Genomic DNA, 18,796 nt, shown 5'->3' on the forward strand with positions numbered 1-18,796 from the left:
TTTTAGGTTGTGTGTTCTAAGAGACTTCCCAACCGCTTGATTAAGAAGTCTTTTAGAGCATACAACACCCGCCGCCAATTTGTATTTGCGGTATTGCTTGACCGCGAAGTGATCCGGGTCATGGGCTTCCAGCTCGTCGAACATCTTGTCCACGGGATTCTTGAAGGTTTCATCGTCCTCTCTGGCTTCCGAGGCATTGATCATTTCGAGCAGGGTAGTAAAGTTTTTCTCGTGATCAGGTGCCTCGTACCAGATGTAACCGATGAGGGCTGTATAGTACAGCTTCTCCGCCTTCACCCAAAAATCTTCGCCGGACTTATCGCCATCTCCCTTCGTGTTGACGATGATCGTATTGACCAGCTTGAGGATGTCCTTCTCGCTGCGGATGTACGCGAATGGGTTGTAGTGCATGGATTTTTTGAAATTGATGGTGTTCAGCGACTTGATGACATAGCCGCCCTTTTCGAGCATCTTGCCGCACTCCACCAGCACTGTACCCTTTGGGTCAGTGACCACATAGGAACTGTGCATCTGCATCAGGTTCGGCTTCACGAAAAAGCGCGTCTTGCCTGAGCCGGATCCTCCGATGACGAGGATGTTCTTGTTTCTGGCATATTTTGGCTGCTTCGGGCGGCTGTTCATGGTCAGGAACTCCGTCTGCGTCAGAATGACATTGTTGGAGAACTCTGGGTCCATGTACGGCTTAATGTCCTCCGGTTTGCCCCAGCGGGCCGAACCATATTCCAAACCATGTCGATATTTCTTGGCGTTCTTGCTTTTAAGATACACCGCCAGCCTCAGACCAGCACCGCAGCACAGCCCTACCAACAAGTCCAATGGATGCAGGCTTGGCCAGAAACTTTGCAACGCCCCAGGCAGAACCGCAACCAGCGAAAGAAACTTTTCTGAAGCATCCGCCCCTTGTGCCATTCGCCATGCCTCTCCAAAATTGGTAGCAAACAGCCCCAGCAGGATATACGGCATATTCAGCAAAATGAGCTTTTTGATGTCCAATGTCTTTTTCATCGTTCCAGCTCCTTTCGCTTGGTACGATCCACCACAGCATTTTTAACCATCTCTTTGAACTGGTTAAGTTTTGCCAGTACGGACGGGCGCTCTGTTTTCGTTGCCTTTTTGACCTTTTTGTTGGTGTACTCTGTAAAAGCTGCTGTCAGAGCATCTGCATCACGGCCTTTGAAAAAGATCAGGTACTTGGGCGGGGAGCTGCTGCGGTCTTTCTTCACCGCATAGTCCACACCATATTTCCGGGCGATTTTCTCAAACTCCTTGATAGAGGGGTCTGTGATCTCAATGTTGGATATTCCCTGATTCTGCCCGACAAGCTGCTTCACAGTCTGTTTTCCATGCGGAACAACTGGCGCATCACGGCTTCTCTGTTTTTCCAGCTTCTTTTCCTTTCGATGTGCCATGTACTTGCTTATGGCAGCCTTAAACATTCTGCCGGTAAACTTTGTTCCACTGACAACCAGCGTCAAAGTTCTGTTTTCCACTTCTTCCTGCATTTTCTCGCCTCCTTTCCACGAAGTTTGCAGGGAATCTCTTTTTTTGCTAAGGCGGAACCACCAGCCGCCGCAGAAGATAACGCTTCATACCGCCCTCCTTAGCGTAACTGGTCAGAACGGTCATAGTGCAGATTGCCCTGACGTACCTTTGCGTGGCTCAAAATCTTAATCTGCCCCTTTTCCTGACTATCCAGTGCTTTTTCATAACCGGTATCCGACAGGAACAGGCGGGTTCGTTCGCCTTTCCAGCCAACAGGGGAATCGTTCGTCAGCACATCAAAAATAATCATGTGCCGGGTGTCCTCCGCAAAACGCTGGAGGTCCATATATCCATGACCGTGATAATTCTGCGCTCCTGCCTTTGCCCGCATTTCTTCCATCAGCTGCCCTATGGTCTTTCCCTCAGACATCATGCTTGCTCCTTTCTCCCGGCAGTTCCGGGTAATAAAAAAGCGACCATTTACCAGCCGCCATACAGATCGTGATTTACTTGTGAGGTGTAATGATTGCTTATCGTGGTCGGTGCATTGAACAGAACGGTCAGAAGATACTGCTTCATGTTACGAATTTCCGTGGTGTTCTTCTGTAAACAGTCCATGACAAACTCAATGTGCGAGTTATCCAGCTTCAAGAATCTGGAACGAACGATTTCATGCGGAAAATCACTTCCTGCAATACGGGTGGTCTTTCGCTTTGCACAGACCGTTTCCACGATCAGCTCCACAATCTCATCCAAATCCTCCCGATAAGTTTCATACTGCTGACACAGGTATTCATACCCGATATTCTCCTGAATCAATTCCCGATAACTCTCTATCTCTGTGAGTGACATCGCATCCCTTCCTTTCCGTTCCGGCAGACAATCTGCCGCGCAATCCCGGAAGGGAATGGAATCGGTACTTGATCCATAAATATTTTGTTTTTGAGTATTTGATTTCTCTATATTTAATTCTGCGGGCTTTTCCGTATCCGGTTTATCCATATACGGGTTTTCCGTATCTGGTGAATCCGTATCCGGTTTTCTAAGCTGTGGCTGCTCGTATATGACATACTCTGTATCGCTGATGCGTCCCTGCCGGTCACGCAGCTTGTGCCGTACAATATAACCGGCGGCCTCCAATTCCCGCAACGCAGCGCCTATGGCATCCACGCCCTCCTTACAGATCTTTGCAAGACCACGGGTGGTGTAATTCCAGTCCTCTGGCAAAGACAGCATCATGGAAAGCAGCCCCTTGGCTTTTAACGACAGGTTTGCATTTCGTAAATGATGATTGCTCATTACAGTATAATCACGGGTCCGTTCAATGCGAAAAACGGCCATCGACCTCACTCCTTCCGAATTTTGGGTACAAAAAAACCGCAATCCTCATTCCAAAGAATTGCGGTGTTCAACACTTTTCAAATTTTCTTGCATAGAACCAAAACAGCGGCTTTCGAGGACGCGCCTCTGTAAATGACTCCTCCTGGGCGAAAGGAAGTGTTTGCATCACTCGGTCAATATCCGTTGATTCCATGTCATGCTGAGATTTGCAATCTTCCCGGATTGCTTCTTGAATTTCCTTTACCGTACACATAGTCATTCCTTTCCTTTCGTTGTATGGGTTTATGAGCGGCGGCGTTTTCCCGGTTTGAAATCGAGGATATGTCCCTCAATCACACGAGCGTAACGCTTGATCTTGATCTCCCGGCACTGCTGGCTTTGCAGGGCAGCCTGATACCCGTCCTCGGTCAAAAACAGCCGCATTTCCTCTCCGGGGCTGCCGTAAGCTGTGCTGGGACGCAGGACGGAAAACTCAATCATCCAGCGTGTGTTATCCCAAAACCTCTCTACGGCAAGAATGTTGTGTCCTTTCAGCTCACGGGCTGAAATATCCATCATAGGCGGCTCCTTTCATCGTTCCTGGTCTCTCTGACGCTTTTTCTGCCATGCCTCCAGCAGCTTGATGATGGTTTCCTGCATCCGCTGGGGCGTATAGCTTTTAGGGAAATACTTCCGTAAGGTGTCAGAGGTAAATGTCACTCGGTCCAGATCGCTTTTCTTTTCCTCACCCATGATGACACGCATCATATCGAGGGTCAGATGCCCCTCCTGACTGTATTTTTTGAGCCGCTGGGCTTGAGAAAGAGAAGGGGTAGCCTGTTCGCTGTCCATCGCGTCCAACAGGTCTACCTGTTCCTCCTTTTTGAGAAAGGACAGCTCATAGGCGGGATTTAAGGCAATTTTCTTTTCATCCACCATGTCCAGCAGTTCGGGAATCAGCTCAGTCAAGCGAATAAATCTCTTAATCTGTGATTTGCTATCTGGACTGTTCTCCGCGATTTTTTCTGCCGCAGTCAACTTCGGCCCAACTTGGGCCGAGGTTAAATCCGTCCTGGCTCCTTGGTGCTTAATGGCATCCAGTTTCATCTTATAGGCAAAGGCCCTTTCACTGGGAAGCAGGCTTTCTCGTTGTAAATTGCTGTCAACCATAATGATCGTGGCGGCATCATCATCCAGATCACGGACAATTACCGGCATGGTCTTTTTTTCTGCCAGTTCACTTGCCCTGTGCCGTCTGTGTCCGGCCACCAGTTCATAACCACCCTCCGGGTCAGGACGGGCAATCGCAGGAACCAGCACACCATATTGCTTGATACTGTCTGCGGTTTCCATCATTGCTTCGTCATCCTTGACTTTGAATGGATGCCCTTTGAACGGGTGCAGTTCCGACAGCGGGATTTCTACTACTTTTTCTCTCTGAGCATCGGCACGGCTCTCCTCCGTAGAAAACAGATCATCTACCGATGCCAGCTCTACTTTTTTCGCGCTGCTTTTCAAGTTTCAACACCTCCTTCGTCAGATTTCGATACCCCTCTGCCACCTTGCCGCCAGGGTCATGAGCGAAAATACTTTTTCCCTCTGCGCTAATTTCCTTTGCCCGGACAGAATGGGGGATTTCCGTTCCAAAGACTTTGATTTTACTTCCATAGGTGTCCCGCAGCAAAGCAGCAATCTCTTTGGCAAAGTTGGTGCGGTTATCCACCATCGTCAGCAGGATACCGTCAATCTGGAGCTTTGGATTGATCTGCCGTTTCACCTTACTGACCGTAGATAGAAGCTGTTCCAGTCCTTTGGCGGGCAGATACTCTGCCTGAACGGGAATAATGATCCTATTCGCAGCGGCCAGCGCATTAACTGTGAGCATACCAAGGGAGGGCTGGCAGTCGATGAGGATATGGGAATATTGTCCCTTCAGTGTGTCCAGATATTGCCGTAAAATCGTTTCACGGCTCATGGCGTTTACCAAAGAAACCTCCATACCGGAAAGCTGAATATCCGCAGGCATCAGGTCAACGCCTTCTGCATGATGCAGAATACCTTCTCCGGGGCGTATAGGCTGATCCATCAGAATTTTGCCCATTGCATCCGACAGTGTAAATGGCAGCTTGTCTGGTTGCGGATTTCCCAAGCTGATTGTCAGGCTTCCTTGCGGGTCCCCGTCGATCAGAAGCACTTTCTTTCCGGCCTGTGCCAGACCTATTCCCAAGTTCGCACAGGTTGTTGTTTTGCCAACGCCGCCTTTCTGGTTGGCGATGGCGATGATTTGTGTGTTCATGACTTCACCTCATTTCTGATTGTTGCTGTTGTTTCTGGAAATAGAAAAAGCCGCCACTTCAAAATTAACAGTGAAGTGACGGCTCTTTCTATCGCCGGAATACGAGTTCCTGAAATGAAAAAAGCACCCAGCATTTATACTGTGTGCTACATCAAATTCATATTCAATTATTCAAATTAGCTCAAACTATGCCAAACTGCCACAGCCAAAAAACGAGGGGAAGGAGGGCTGAAAAGCACCCCAAAAATCGGCTCTCGGTTAACCACTTTGGGAACCACTTCCCCCTCTTTTTGCCCTCTTTTTAGCCAGTTAACCACTTGCGGACCACTAAAAATTGGATGAAATCGGCTCTCGTTTTGCCAAATTTGGTCAAACCATATCAGCCCGTTTAGATATAGCAAAAGCCCGGAAAACCTTGATTTTCCGGGCTTTTTGAACCATTTTGATATAGTCTGAGCAGTCGATTATCGCTTGCTGAACTGCGGAGCGCGACGAGCTGCTTTGAGACCGTATTTCTTTCTTTCTTTCATACGCGGATCTCTTGTTAAGAAACCAGCTTTCTTTAATACCGGACGGTACTCGATGTCTGCGTGAAGCAGAGCTCTGGAGATACCATGACGGATAGCGCCTGCCTGTCCGGAAACTCCGCCGCCGCGAACGTTAACGATAACGTCGAACTTATCAGCTGTCTCTGTTGCTGCTAACGGCTGACGAACGATGAGCTTTAATGTCTCAAGACCAAGATACTCATCGATATCTCTCTTGTTGATTGTGATCTTACCTGTTCCCGGTACAAGATATACTCTTGCGATAGATTTTTTTCTTCTGCCTGTTCCGTAATATTTTGTGCTAGCCATTATGAATTTCCTCCTTTCAGACCTCTAATTAAAATTTGATTTCTAAAACTTCCGGCTTCTGTGCTGCCTGCTCGTGATCCGGGCCAGCGTAAACGTGAAGTTTTGTGATCATGCTTCTTCCTAAAGGTCCCTTCGGGAGCATTCCCTTAACTGCTAACTCGATAACCTTCTCCGGCTTCTTCTCGAGCATTTCTCTTAAAGTTGTCTCTTTCATTCCGCCTACATAGTCGGAGTGGCTGTAGTAGATCTTCTGGTCTAACTTCTTACCTGTAACTTTGATCTTGGAAGCGTTTGTTACGATCACGTAATCGCCGCAGTCGATGTGCGGAGTGTAGATCGGTTTGTTCTTTCCTCTTAAGATCTTTGCTACTTCTGATGTCAGACGACCTAATGTATATCCTGTAGCGTCAACTACGTACCATTTTCTCTCAATTGTTGCTGGACTAGCCATAAAGCTCTTCATGGGTTGACCTCCTGTTTGTACTAAATCAATCAATGTTCCTTTATCGTAAAATACTGTCTCCGGGGCTTTGGCTACAGCATTTTCAACCGATGTCACAGTTATACATTATATTATACATGGTCGGGTGTGTCAACCATTTTTCTTCAAAATTTCGATTAAATTTTGCCGAAAAACCTATATTTTATCGTGGTTTTGGCATGGTCCGCTTAATCGTTCCCCGATACACGATCTCAGCCACAACTGCTGCCGCAAACTCCGTGATCCAGAACGCGTTCCAGACTGCGCCGCCGCCGAACAGATGGCAGAGAATAAAGGCAGACGGAAGGATGACTACGATATAGCGGAGCAGGGAGATCACAAGGGACTGGACACCCATGCCGATTCCCTCCAGGGCACCAGACGCTGTTACTGAGACCGTTGAGACGATGAATCCGGCGCTGATGATCCGGAGGGCCGCGCCGCCTGCTGCGATGGTCTCCGCGTTGTCGGTAAAGGCACCAATCAGCGTGTTGGAGATCGTAAGGCAGAGCACCGTTCCTGCTGCCATAATTACGCCGGCCATAGCTAACGTTATCTTATAGATCTTCCCGACTCTCTCACGCTCTCCGGCGCCGAAATTGTAACCGATCACCGGGCGCATGCCCTGGATGATGCCGCTGGCCGGGAAATAGAGGAAGGTCTGCAGTTTATAGTAAATTCCAAGAATAACCACATAGCTTCTGGAATACTGCGCCAGCAGACCATTTAACACAAAGATCATGACGGAGGGCAGCGCCAGATTGAGGATCGCCGGGATCCCAATCCCGTAGAGCTTCTTCATCGTATTTCCACCGGGAATCTTATACCTTGCTTCCAGCTTTACCGGAACCGGACCTCGGAAATAGAAGGCAAGGTAGACTGCGAGCGAGATAAGCTGCCCCACACCTGTGGCAATTGCCGCGCCGGAGATTCCCATTTTCGGAAAGAATGCCAGTCCAAAGATTAAAATCGGATCCAGGATAATGTTTGTGATGCAGCCGCCAAGCAGGGCAATCATGGACACCTTCATCCGCCCCACTGCCTGAAAGATCTTTTCGAAAGCCAGTCCTGCCATGATGATCGGTGAAAACAGGAATGCGACGGATGCGTAGCGCACACCGTACCGGATGACCTCCTGATCGCCTGTGAATCTCCTAAGGAATCCTGGCATGATGACGATGCAGATCACAGAGAGGATGATCCCGTGGATCACAGACAGGACAACGCCCTGAGTCGCTGCCCGGCGCGCTTCATTCTCTTTTCCGGCACCTCTCGCTGTGGCGATCAAAGCGTTGATCCCCACCCCGAAACCGATGGCCATGGCATTGATGAAATTCTGGATCGGAAATACCAGAGACAGCGCTTCCATGGCATTCTCGCTGATCCGGGCAACAAAATAACTGTCTACTATATTATAAAGGGAATTCACCAGCATGGACAGGACCATGGGCATTCCCATTCCGAGGAGAAGAGGAAAGATCGGCTTCTCCTTCATGAAAGTTTCATTCATGATTCTAACCTCCCATATAATTTTTAAAGTAACGGTTCCATATGTAAAACTTCGTTGATATAAGCAATAAAAAGAAGGTACCTCGACACATTCTTGCACCGAGCGCAGTCACTTGCGACAATCTGCATCTTCGCGCGAGTACACATCATTGGCCCGTAGTTCCTTTTTGTTTAGCGGGAAGTTCTATCGGAATTTTCTGTTAAACAAAAAACGCCACACAACCACCCATAAAGCTTTTAGGTGATTGTGTGGCGAAAAAAGTTCTTCTCTAAAAATCCACACGAGTTTTAACGTCTGGTAGAATAACATAGATTTCGGATTCTGTCAACTATCCGGAGCCCGAAGACTCGGTGATCCGAACCTCTCACTCTCTAAGGCCCGAACATCTCACTTCCGCATCTGTCCGGCAAAGTCTGCCATGTCCGATGCTGGCAGCTGATCACACATCTGCGATGCTGCGATTCCTTCTGTTTCACAGCGATTTCGTACCTTGCTTCTTTTTCTCCAGATAATCATTTAACTCCGCGTTCTTCACATTTGTGATAAACATATGACCCGGGGCGTGGGTGATGACGATCGGCGGCTTCGCCCGCTCGACGGCTGCCTGTGGGGTCACACCGCAGGCCCAGAATACCGGGATCTCGCCCTCGCGGATCTCCACTGGATCTCCATAGTCCGGATGGTCGATATCCTTGATGCCGATCTTTTCTGGATCGCCCATGTGGACAGGACCACCGTGAACATTCGGGAACTTCTCCGTGATCTCCGCCGCTTTCTTTGCGTTCTCCGGCGTCATCGGGCGCATGCTGCATACAAGCGGACCTTCAAACACACCGGCTTTCTCACACTCGATGTTCGTCTTGTACATCGGCACATTTCTTCCCATTGAGATATGGCGCACGTCGATTTCTGCCTGTAAGAGCGCCTCCTCGAAGGAAAAGCTGCAGCCGATAAGAAAACCAACGAAATCATCCTGCCAATATTCAGAAGCATCTGTCACTTCATCGACCTTCACGCCGTTTTTATAGATAAAGTACCGCGGAATATCGGTAACAATATTCGCTCCCTCGCCCATATCATGAACCAGCGGGGAGCCGTCCATGATCTCGAGGATCGGACACGGTTTCGGGTTGCGCTCCGCGAACTTTTTAAAATCCTCCGCATATTTTTTCGGCAGGATCACAAGGTTTGCCTGTGCGTATCCCCCGCACATTCCGGCTGTCGGTTCTGTGATCTCACCGTCACGGATCTTTTTCCAGATCTCTTCCGGTCTTGTCGTTCTGTAATCTCCCATTTTTCACTACCCCTTTCTCCTATGCCGTTCTTTTCGTTTCCGGCATCTTAAGTTTCCTGTTTCCCACGCCCCATTCTGCTGAAACGCTTCGCCGATCAGGTCATTTTCCGGTCTGCATCCCCATATTTTTTTACCTGAATCTCACAACCTCTTTTTCAAGCTCCACAAGAAACTCTTTTCCATTTACGGAGATCTTATAGGTTCCCGCCTTTACCCATGCGGTCTTGTTCGCCTCGGATGCCGCTGCGATCGCCACCGCCTGCTCATCATCCGCCGGTTCCACCGGGGTATTCAGTTTCTTCGCAAGCGCGTCAAACTCTTCTTTTTCCTTACAATAGAGAGCCTGCGCCTCATCCACCGTGACTTTCTCAAAATGGATCTTCATTCCCGGCATGCACTGGGCAAGCACCGGAAGGTCCACAGAGATCACATTGGCGATCTTTGTGTAGCCGCCTGTGGTTTGATGGTCCGCCATCATGACGATAGGATTTCCGTGGGACGGAACCTGGACAGCGCCGAAGCTGATGCCGTCAGTGATGATGTCACCGCCGTTTTTATGCTCGATCACATCGCCTTCCATGCGGCAGCCCATGCGGTCATACTCGTTGGAGATCGTGTAGGTGCTGTTTAAGAAGGTGTTGATTCCCTTATCTGTAAAACAGTCGTCCTGCGGGCCCATAACGACTCTGAGGGTCCATTCCTTTGCACCGTAAGACGGAAGTCCGTATACACGCTCGGCCATATGCGGGAGCCAGGATGCAGGAGCGCGGAAAGCGATCTCATCGCCGGTTCCTAATTTTCTTCCCTCGTATCCGCCGACTTTTGATTTCAGGTTCGTGGATCTGCTTCCCATAACGACCGGGATATCAAGTCCGCCCGCAAAAGCGATATACGCACGGCTTCCGCCGTACATGCCCATGAAGCTCAACGTCTGGCCCGCTTTTACCAGAACCGCACGGTATCTCTCCACCGGTTTTTCGTCGATCTTTGCCCCGAGGTCGCCGCCTGTCACCGCGATGATCTCATCTTCTGTAAATTTCATCGTCGGGCCCATCATCGTGATCTCGATGACCGCCTCGTTCGTATCATTTCCAACAAGGATATTGGCGAGTGACGCTGCCCTGGTATCCATGACACCAGATACGGACATTCCAGTCTCCTGAAATCCGTAACGTCCCATATCCTGAATCGTTGTCAGGAATCCGCCGTTTATGATCTGAATGCCCATCACTCCGCCTCCTTATCATATACTACATACTGATATGTATCGTTCTCCACCTGTTTTTCGATGGCTTTGTACTCTTCTTCCGTCACCGGGCGGAATTTGATATACTGTCCGGACTCCAGGAGTACCGGTTTTTCCCGCTCGGAATCATACAGCTTTAACGGAGTTCTTCCGATGAGCTGCCAGCCGCCCGGGGATGCCACCGGATAGATTCCAGTCTGCTCTCCGGCGATTCCCACGGAGCCGCCCTCGATCTTTACGCGCGGACTCTTCAAACGCGGAGTCGCGATACGCTTGTCCATGCCGCCGAGGTACGGAAATCCCGCGATAAATCCCAGCATGTAGATCAGGTACTCTTCGGAGGAGTGGATCTTTACGACTTCCTCTTCCGTAAGTCCGTTATGCTCTGCCACATTCGCAAGGTCCGGTCCCATCTCCCCGCCGTAAAGCACCGGGATCTCGATCACCGTTGGCGGCGGGATCTGGATGCTGCCCATGGAGGACAGAACCTGCTCAAATTTTTCTGTCAGTGCTGAGAACCGGATCACTTCCGGCTTGTATACAACAAGAAGGGAACGGTAGGTCGGTACGGTCTCGACGATTCCCTCAATCTGTTCTTTCTCTAACGCGATCTTGAATGCGCGGATCTTCCGGTTGATCTCCGGACTGATCTCATTTCCAAATTCCACGGTGACTGCACAGTCACCGGAAACCAGATATCTTACATTTCCCACAGCGAGTCTCCTCTCTATACATTTGCGGCTGTTTGACATTTGTAAGATGTCAAACAGCTGCACTCTTTTTCCTATAAACTTAAATTTTTGATCTCGACGCCTTCCGCGATCAGTGTCTCACGGATATTCTTTACGAACTCCAATGCCTTTGGGTTATCTCCGTGAACGCAGATAGAGTCTGCCTTGATCGCGATATCGTTTCTGTTGATGGACTCAACTTTTCCTTCTTTTACCATACGGATCACACGTTTGATCGCAAGGTCTTTGTCCTTGATCACTGCACCCGGAAGCTTTCTTGATACGAGAGTTCCGTCATCGTTGTAAGCGCGGTCAGCGAAGACCTCACTTGCAGCGCGGAGACCGACTTTTTCTGCTGCCGTGATCATCTTAGAACCTGCAAGTCCCATGAAGATGATGTCCTTATCTACCTCATAAACTGCCTCACACATTGCGATGGCTAACTTCTCGTCAACAGCTGCCATATTGTAAAGAGCGCCGTGCGGTTTTACATGCTGGATCTTTACGCCGTGGGCGGTACAGAACGCCATGAGAGCGCCCAGCTGGTAGCGGACATAAGCTTTCGCTTCATCCGGCGTCACTGCCATATTGCGGCGTCCAAATCCCACAAGGTCCGGGAAGCCCGGGTGTGCGCCGACGGCTGTTCCGAACTCTTTCGCCAGAGCAACGGTCTTTTCCATCACCATCGCGTCACCTGCGTGCCAGCCACATGCCACGTTTGCGGAGGAGACGTATTTTAAGATCTCCTCATCCATTCCGATCGTATAATTTCCAAAGCTTTCTCCAAGGTCACTGTTTAAGTCTACACGGTACATAAAATTTCCTCCTTGCTTTCCCTGCCGGTATTTTCTAAATTTCCTATCTACTATTTTAAACGACTTGCATCATAATCTCAATACATAATTAGCCTTAGCCGAACATCTTTAAGATTCCCGGAAGAGCTTTGATTCCGGAGAATCCTGTGAGCAGTACCACGCACACACCTAAAACTATGAGGATCGTCGGATGCTTGTAATCCTCGCCGACGATCTTCTTGTTTCTGCTCGCAAGAAGGATCGTTAAGAGTGTCAGCGGAAGGATCAGTCCGTTTAAAGCGCCTGCAAGTACAAGAAGTGCTGCCGGCTTTCCGAGGATCGCCATGATCAGTGTGGAGGCTGTGATAAATCCGATCACGAACCACTTTTCATTCTTCATGATAAACGGATGAAGAGTCTTTAAAAATGAAACCGATGTATAAGCCGCGCCGATGACGGATGTTGTAGCGGCGAAGAAAAGGACAAGACCAAAGATCTTATATCCGATCACGCCCGCTCCGAGACGGAACGCGTCTGCTGCCGGGTTTGAAGCGTCGAGTGTCACATCCGGGTTTGCTGTCACGACACCGAGAACCGCAAGGAACAGCAGGATTCTCATGATTCCAGAAACGCTGACACCCATTAAAACGGACTGGCGTACATGCGGAAGATCTTTCTTTCCGGAATATCCGGCGTCAAGAAGACGGTGCGCACCGGAGAATGTGATATATCCGCCGCAGCTTCCTCCGAGAAGCGTGATGAGCGGAAGGACAAGGACACCCACATCGCCCGGGTGGAAAATACTGCTCACAGCGTCCCCTACCGGAGGTTTGGATTTGATCGCCACATAGAGAACTACGATGATCATGATACTTCCAAGGTATTTTGTCAGCTTATCCATGCTGGCCTTCGCGTCCTTGGAGAGGAAGATCAGGATTCCGATGATTCCCGCGATAAAGGTTCCAACCGTCGTCGGTATTCCGAACAATACGTTGAGTCCCAGGGCGCCGCCTCCGACATTTCCGATGTTGAATGCCAGACCGCCGAGGGCAACCATGAACGCGATAAAGTATCCGAGCCCCGGAAGGACTTTATTTGCAATATCCTGTCCGCGCATGCCGGACACACCGATCACCGACCAGATATTCAACTGTGTCGTCACATCCAGCAGGATCGTGCAGATGATCACCAGCGCGAAAATGCTTTTATACTGAGCCGTAAATGTGGAAGTCTGTGTCAGGAAGCCCGGTCCGATCGCGGATGTCGCCATCAGGAACGCAGCTCCCATCAAGGTCGTCATGTTGCTGTGTTTTTTCTTTTCCCCCATAAATGAGTACCCCTTTCGTATCTTTTCTACAACTGATGTCTTGATTTTATCTGACTTTTTAGTGATATTCAACTATATTTTTCGGTTTTGGAAAATCTTTTTTAAATTTTCAAAAAAATCGTGCGAATCCGCTCATTTTCAGCGAGCGATTTCGCACGATGTGAATTTTTGCACGTTTTCAATTGTTCATCAGATCTGCGCCCTTCCGCGAGGGCCGTAAGATTTCAGTCTTCCTTATCAAGTCTTCTCTTCATGGAGAATCTTGTGATCCCCAAAAGGGCCGCCGCTTTTGTCACGTTGTTTCCGCAGAGCTTCAGCGCCTGGTCCATGTAGATCTGTTCCAGCATGGAAACCTCCTGATCGAGACTGATCGGTCCTTTCCGAAGATCCTTTAGCGCAAACGGTTCTCCTGTCCGGGTATCATCTTTCCAGTCCACCCGTTTTAATTCCACATGTTTTTCAAGCACGTCCCCCTGACAGAATAAGAAGCAGCGCTCAAAAATATTTTTCAGTTCCCGAACATTCCCTTTCCAGTCATACAAAAGCAGCTCCCGCATAAAATCAGGATCCACATGGGTGATATTCTTTCCAAACATGCCGTTATAATATTTCAGGTAATAATCGCAGAGCGCCGGAATGTCCTCTCTCCGGTCCCGTAACGGCGGGATCACAAGTTCCATGACATTGATCCGGTAAAAAAGGTCTTCCCGGAATTCCCCCTGCTTTACGGCGTGTTCCAGATTCCGGTTTGTCGCCGCGATCACCCGGGCATCCACTTCGATGTCCTCCAGGCCACCCACACGCTTGAACTTCTTATGATCCAGAAATGTGAGGATCTTTGTCTGCATGGAGAGGGGAAGTTCCCCGATCTCATCCAAGAACACGGTTCCGCCTGCTGCCAGCTCGATCAAACCTTTCTTCGTCTTCATCGCACCCGCAAAGGCCCCCCGCTCATAGCCAAAGAGCTCGCTCTCCATCAGATGTTCCGGAATTGCGCTGCAGTTGATGCGGACCATCAGGTGGTCCCTCCGGTCGCTGCAGGCATGGATCAGGGACGCCGCAACCTCTTTTCCCGTTCCGGTCTCGCCCCGGATCAGAACATTCACCGTGGAATTCTTTCCGAGAAGTTCGATGTGGCGCCGGATCCGCATCGCGGCATCGCTGACTCCGATAAATTCCTGCGTTTTTCCCTTTAGGAACTCCAGGGATTCCCGATCCTGCATCTGGCCAATGCAGCGGCTGGCGATCCGGTCAATCTCGTCAATATCAAAGGGCTTTAAAATATAGTCGTAAGCGCCGCGCTTCGTCGCCTCCACCGCCTGGGCGACAGAGCCGTACGCCGTCATCAGGATCACCTGGACCTCCTCATCGGCGGAACGGAACGTGGAGATCTCGTCGATCCCGAGGCTGTCCTGCAGACGATTATCCAGAAGGATCACCTGCGGATGGAACGTTTTCATCTTCTCGAGAGCGTCCTTCACCGTTTCCGCCGACTGGGTCTCGTATCCCCGGTCCTTCAGGCCTTCCTCCAGCGTAAACCGGATCAGAAATTCGTCATCAACGATCAGTACCTTTTTCATGTTCATCCCTGCTTTCAAAAATCAGGCGCACCGTTGTTCCGCAGCCCGGAGCGCTTTCCATTTCCATTTTGCCGTGGTTCTGCTCGATCAGCCGGTTTACGATCGCCAGACCGAGTCCGACGCCGTTAATGCTCTTCGTGTAGAACGGTTCTCTTGCACGTTTCAGTTCCTCTTCATTCATTCCTTTTCCATTGTCGGAGACACAGAATGTAGTCATACCTCCGTCGGAAGACACTGAGAGACGGATCTTCCCCGTGCCGTCCCGGCTGACCGCCCGCATGCTGTTCGTCAGAAGATTGTACAGCATCTGGCGCATTTCATTCTCATCGGCAAACACCTCACATGCCACGCAGTCTGTCTCGAACGTGACATTCTGCTGCTCGCACTCCTTCGCGTAGATAGATGCCACCTCCCGCAGCACCGCATCCGCCGGAAAGACATGTCTGTGGTTTTCCTTCTTTACCGACAGCGTAAACAGGTCATTGATCAGCCCAGTCACCCGGTCGATCTCATGGAGCATGCTGTCGCAGAGAAGCTTTTCATTCTCCTTCACCGCCCGTCCGCCCAGGACCTGGATCCCGGAACGGATCCCGGCCAGCGGATTCTTGATCTCGTGGGCCAGCGCCGATGACATCCGGCTCGTATACTCCATTTTCGTGTAGTTATCAAGGTTTTTCAGAAGATCCTCAAAAGTTCTCGCCAGCTGGCCGATCTCGTCCTTTCTCGCTGTCTCCGGAAAGCTGTACTCCCGGAACCCGTCCTTGTTCTCATCGAGCTTTTTACACGCCGCGCCCATGCTGCGGATCGGTTTTGTGAGACTCCAGGCGAGGAACACGCTGACCTGGACGATGACCAGGAGACTGGCCACAGCGCCCACAATGACATAATTCTGTTCTTCCAGGATCGCGTTCTCGAATGACTTTTTATCCATCCAGTATTCCAGACGCCATCCCAGGGAATTTCCACTGTCCGCGTACAGGAGTTCCATGTTCCCGTCCGGGATCTCCTCGTCACCCGTGATGACCGTACCGTCGGCAGCCATGATCCGCACCGCCGGATCATGATAGAAATTATACTTCTGCCGGATCTCATCCTCACTCAGTTTTCCCTGCAGATAGTAAATATCCGCCTCCATGCCGCGGATCGTGGTCCTCGCGTACTCTTTTCTGTCCTTAAGCTTTTCTGTATATCCATTATACACCGAAATAGCACAGAATGCACAGACCACCAGAATTCCCACCGTGACGAACGGCAGCATGATCTCATGCTCGATCCTGCAGAACCATGATCGAAACAGTTGTTTTTTCTTTCCGCTCATTCTTCTGCCCCTCTCTTCTTCTCAAACATCGGGATCACAACATAGACCGCCGCCGCGCACAGTGTTGCCGGAAATGCCCAGTATATCTGGAGATCCATTTTCCAGAACAGGACAGAGCAGATAAGTCCCGTAAAGAACGCTCCCACCGCCCCGGCTTTCGTTCTCCGTTTCCAGTACAGTCCACCGTAGATCAGAGGGGCAAGCGCCGCCGAGAATAATCCCCAGATGTCCGCTCCGAAGGACAGCATGTCCTCCGGCGGATTTACGGATAAGATCAGTGCAGCCGTGCCACCTATGAAGATAAATACCCGCGCCAGGATGAGAATCTGCTCCTCCGACATCTTCTTTTTTGTGATCTGGGCAGCCACATCGTAGGACAGCATGCAGCCGATCAGGTGAAGCTGGGAGTTCGCCGTTGAGACACAGGCGCCGATCACACTGATCAGGAAGAAACCGCTGAACGGTGTGTTCATGAGATTGACCACTGCATAGATAAATACGTCATCCGCGGAGCAGTAATTTTTCAGCTGCGGAAAGAGGATCCGCAGTCCAAGACCGATCTGGGTCAGTGCAAAGTACAGCACGCACAGGAATATCAGTGCATGCAGGATCATATGTTTTGCGGTTTTTTTATCCCTCGCCGCTAGGATCCTGACCATATACTGGGGATTCGACGCCAGTCCCATTCCCCAGCCAAAGAACATGGAGATATATACGAAGATTCCAATCTCCGCTGTCTGATTTTCAAAAACGCCCTTGCTCTTTATGAGTTCATGCACAGTCTGATCCGTCAAAAACCAGTGTCCCGGAACGTTTTTTACGATAACCAGATACAGAACCCCGATGCTCACAGAGAGCATAATCAGATTGAGGCAGTCCGACTTCGTGACGGAGTTAAAGCCGCCGAAGCTCGAATAGAGGATAAAAAGATAGACAAGAAAGACAGCGACCTTGTAATTGATATTCAGCAGGCTGGATACCGCGATGCCAAATCCCTTGATCTGGATCATCAGATAGAAAATATAGCCGCAGATCATAAAAATGGCCGATGCTGTCTGCAGAAATTTTGAATCATGCTTTTTTCCAATCAGCTGTGGGATCGACAGGACATCATTCTCGTATAGCCGGTCCGTCATCAGATACAGGAGACCCGCGCCGATAAACCACGGGATGACCGACGACGCGATGACAGAGAGTCCGCTGTGGTATACGTTTCCCGTAAATCCCAGAATCGTCGCCGCGGAGACCCAGGTTCCGACAAATGTGAAAAACAGGCGTTTTTCGTCATTTTTTCTCTCACCGACGAAAAACTTGGAGAGAGAATCGCTTTCCGAAAAGGAGAGCTTTCCGATGACCAGGAACACAACGGAATAGATCACAAAATAGATCAGCTGGATCAGTACCTGGTTCATAGCGCTCTCCCCGTATATTCCGTTCCGTAGCTGCCGTCATCCAGCCTGCGGAGTCGGTAATATCCATAGCTTTCCGTCTCCGACACCTCATATCCATCCGGAATCGTCACAAACACTTCCTTCGCCCCATTCCGGTATGCCTGATGCACCATGCGGCGGATCAGGCGGGGGAGTTCTTCGGGTTCGGAGAACCTGATCCGCACGCGGGAAACTCCGTCGGATTCCAAGCTGGTCTGGTCCAGAACAGCGTCCCAATGTTCATTCCTCCCAATGATCTCCTTTGGGATCTCCCTCTCATACTCGATTCCCACAAGTGTCAGCCCCTTCGCCGGAGCAGTCTGTCCCGCCTCTTTGCGGTTTCTTGCCTCCAGTACCTCTTTCACATGTTCCGGCTCCCACTCACCGGTTCCGACTTTTAACAGGGTTCCCGCGATGATCCGCACCATGTTGTAGAGGAATCCGCTGCCGCAAAGGCGGATCGTTACGATGTCCTCATCATTCTTTTTCACCTCGGCCCCGTAGATCGTCCGGACCGTCTCCTCCGCCTGGTGGTTTGCGGCGCAGAAGCTGATGAAATCATGTTCCCCGATGAGATATTTTGCCGCCTCATTCATCTTTTCCACGTTTAACGGGTAATAGCAGAAATGGGCGTAGAGGCGTCTTGTCGGGATCTCGATCTTACAGTTTAAGATCTGATATTCGTAGGTCTTTACGCAGTTCTGCTTTCTCGGATGCCAGTCCAGGGGAACCTCCTCGGATTCCACCACACGGATATCCTCCGGAAGTCCGCGGTTTACCGCGTAACAGAATTTATCTCCCGGGATCCGGCTCTCCGTGTCGAAGACCGCCACGTTTCCTCTTGCATGGACACCGGAGTCAGTCCGGCTTGCCCCAATGACGCAGACAGGCTCTTTCAGAAGATCCGAAAGAGCCTTATTTAACATCTCCTCTATGGTAACGCCATTGGGCTGGAGCTGCCAGCCCTTGTATGCGGTGCCATCATAGGCAACCGTCAGTTTGATTCGTCTCATAGCTTTATTGTTTTCCCTCTGCTGCCCGGGGATTCCCGGGCAAATTTACTTTTATACAAATCCAGCAGCTAATTTGCAGCCGAATCCAATTCTGCC

At 50.2% G+C, this 18,796-nt stretch carries 19 protein-coding genes and 1 pseudogene; all 20 read right to left on the minus strand.

Annotated features, from left to right (window positions below; genetic code table 11):
* Positions 1–39: 39 nt before the first annotated feature.
* Positions 40–1,026 (minus strand): annotated as a pseudogene (locus tag GPK90_RS02540) (type IV secretory system conjugative DNA transfer family protein); the annotation flags it as partial.
* Positions 1,023–1,523 carry a PcfB family protein gene (locus tag GPK90_RS02545; RefSeq protein WP_007886614.1) on the minus strand — a complete coding sequence of 167 codons (501 nt, stop codon included), beginning with the start codon at positions 1,521–1,523 and terminating at the stop codon, positions 1,023–1,025. The gene GPK90_RS02545 and the pseudogene GPK90_RS02540, both read right to left, overlap by 4 nt.
* Positions 1,524–1,621: 98 nt before the next feature.
* Entirely contained in the window at positions 1,622–1,933 is a 312-nt protein-coding gene (locus GPK90_RS02550; protein WP_008728385.1) for a DUF5720 family protein, read from the minus strand.
* 50 nt (positions 1,934–1,983) lie between these two features.
* Entirely contained in the window at positions 1,984–2,844 is an 861-nt protein-coding gene (locus GPK90_RS02555) for a DUF6017 domain-containing protein (protein WP_007886611.1), read from the minus strand.
* 67 nt (positions 2,845–2,911) lie between these two features.
* On the minus strand, positions 2,912–3,097 hold the full coding sequence (locus GPK90_RS02560; RefSeq protein WP_215702063.1) for a hypothetical protein: 186 nt from the start codon (positions 3,095–3,097) through the stop codon (positions 2,912–2,914).
* A 29-nt stretch (positions 3,098–3,126) separates the two neighbouring features.
* The gene (locus GPK90_RS02565; protein ID WP_215702064.1) at positions 3,127–3,402 is read right to left on the minus strand and encodes a DUF5720 family protein; all 276 of its coding nucleotides are present in this window, start codon (positions 3,400–3,402) and stop codon (positions 3,127–3,129) included.
* Between the two features lie 12 nt (positions 3,403–3,414).
* A complete protein-coding gene (locus tag GPK90_RS02570; protein ID WP_215702065.1) occupies positions 3,415–4,341 on the minus strand; it encodes a ParB/RepB/Spo0J family partition protein in 927 nt (308 codons plus the stop codon).
* On the minus strand, positions 4,298–5,119 hold the full coding sequence (locus tag GPK90_RS02575) for a ParA family protein (protein ID WP_066562181.1): 822 nt from the start codon (positions 5,117–5,119) through the stop codon (positions 4,298–4,300). Before GPK90_RS02575 ends, GPK90_RS02570 begins: the two co-directional genes overlap by 44 nt.
* A gap of 464 nt (positions 5,120–5,583) precedes the next feature.
* Positions 5,584–5,976 carry a 30S ribosomal protein S9 gene (rpsI, locus tag GPK90_RS02580; protein ID WP_021905542.1) on the minus strand — a complete coding sequence of 131 codons (393 nt, stop codon included), beginning with the start codon at positions 5,974–5,976 and terminating at the stop codon, positions 5,584–5,586.
* Positions 5,977–6,004: 28 nt separating this feature from the next.
* A complete protein-coding gene (gene rplM, locus GPK90_RS02585) occupies positions 6,005–6,439 on the minus strand; it encodes a 50S ribosomal protein L13 (protein ID WP_015553390.1) in 435 nt (144 codons plus the stop codon).
* 181 nt (positions 6,440–6,620) lie between these two features.
* On the minus strand, positions 6,621–7,967 hold the full coding sequence (locus tag GPK90_RS02590; RefSeq protein ID WP_118529965.1) for an MATE family efflux transporter: 1,347 nt from the start codon (positions 7,965–7,967) through the stop codon (positions 6,621–6,623).
* Positions 7,968–8,439: 472 nt separating this feature from the next.
* Positions 8,440–9,261, minus strand: a complete 822-nt coding sequence (locus GPK90_RS02595; RefSeq protein WP_215702066.1) for a putative hydro-lyase — start codon at positions 9,259–9,261, stop codon at positions 8,440–8,442.
* 130 nt (positions 9,262–9,391) lie between these two features.
* Complete coding sequence (locus GPK90_RS02600; RefSeq protein WP_215702067.1) at positions 9,392–10,489, minus strand: 5-oxoprolinase subunit C family protein; 1,098 nt, start codon at positions 10,487–10,489, stop codon at positions 9,392–9,394.
* On the minus strand, positions 10,489–11,220 hold the full coding sequence (gene pxpB / locus GPK90_RS02605; protein WP_118529972.1) for a 5-oxoprolinase subunit PxpB: 732 nt from the start codon (positions 11,218–11,220) through the stop codon (positions 10,489–10,491). Before pxpB ends, GPK90_RS02600 begins: the two co-directional genes overlap by 1 nt.
* A gap of 71 nt (positions 11,221–11,291) precedes the next feature.
* Positions 11,292–12,053, minus strand: coding sequence for a LamB/YcsF family protein (locus tag GPK90_RS02610; RefSeq protein ID WP_215702068.1), 762 nt, complete (start codon positions 12,051–12,053; stop codon positions 11,292–11,294).
* 94 nt (positions 12,054–12,147) lie between these two features.
* Entirely contained in the window at positions 12,148–13,359 is a 1,212-nt protein-coding gene (locus GPK90_RS02615) for an NRAMP family divalent metal transporter (protein WP_215702069.1), read from the minus strand.
* Positions 13,360–13,583: 224 nt separating this feature from the next.
* Complete coding sequence (locus GPK90_RS02620; protein WP_117469275.1) at positions 13,584–14,939, minus strand: sigma-54-dependent transcriptional regulator; 1,356 nt, start codon at positions 14,937–14,939, stop codon at positions 13,584–13,586.
* Positions 14,917–16,257: a sensor histidine kinase gene (locus tag GPK90_RS02625; RefSeq protein WP_215702070.1), complete on the minus strand. Its 1,341-nt coding sequence runs from the start codon at positions 16,255–16,257 to the stop codon at positions 14,917–14,919. Before GPK90_RS02625 ends, GPK90_RS02620 begins: the two co-directional genes overlap by 23 nt.
* Positions 16,254–17,669 (minus strand): sodium:solute symporter family protein, encoded by a 1,416-nt coding sequence (locus GPK90_RS02630; protein WP_215702071.1) that lies wholly within the window; start codon positions 17,667–17,669, stop codon positions 16,254–16,256. The genes GPK90_RS02625 and GPK90_RS02630 overlap by 4 nt, the downstream gene beginning before the upstream one ends.
* Positions 17,666–18,700, minus strand: coding sequence for a tRNA pseudouridine(38-40) synthase TruA (gene truA / locus GPK90_RS02635; protein ID WP_118529980.1), 1,035 nt, complete (start codon positions 18,698–18,700; stop codon positions 17,666–17,668). Before truA ends, GPK90_RS02630 begins: the two co-directional genes overlap by 4 nt.
* Positions 18,701–18,796: the final 96 nt, after the last annotated feature.

It is taken from the genome of Clostridium sp. MCC344 (genome assembly GCF_018785365.1).
Taxonomy (GTDB): Bacteria; Bacillota; Clostridia; order Lachnospirales; family Lachnospiraceae; genus Pilosibacter.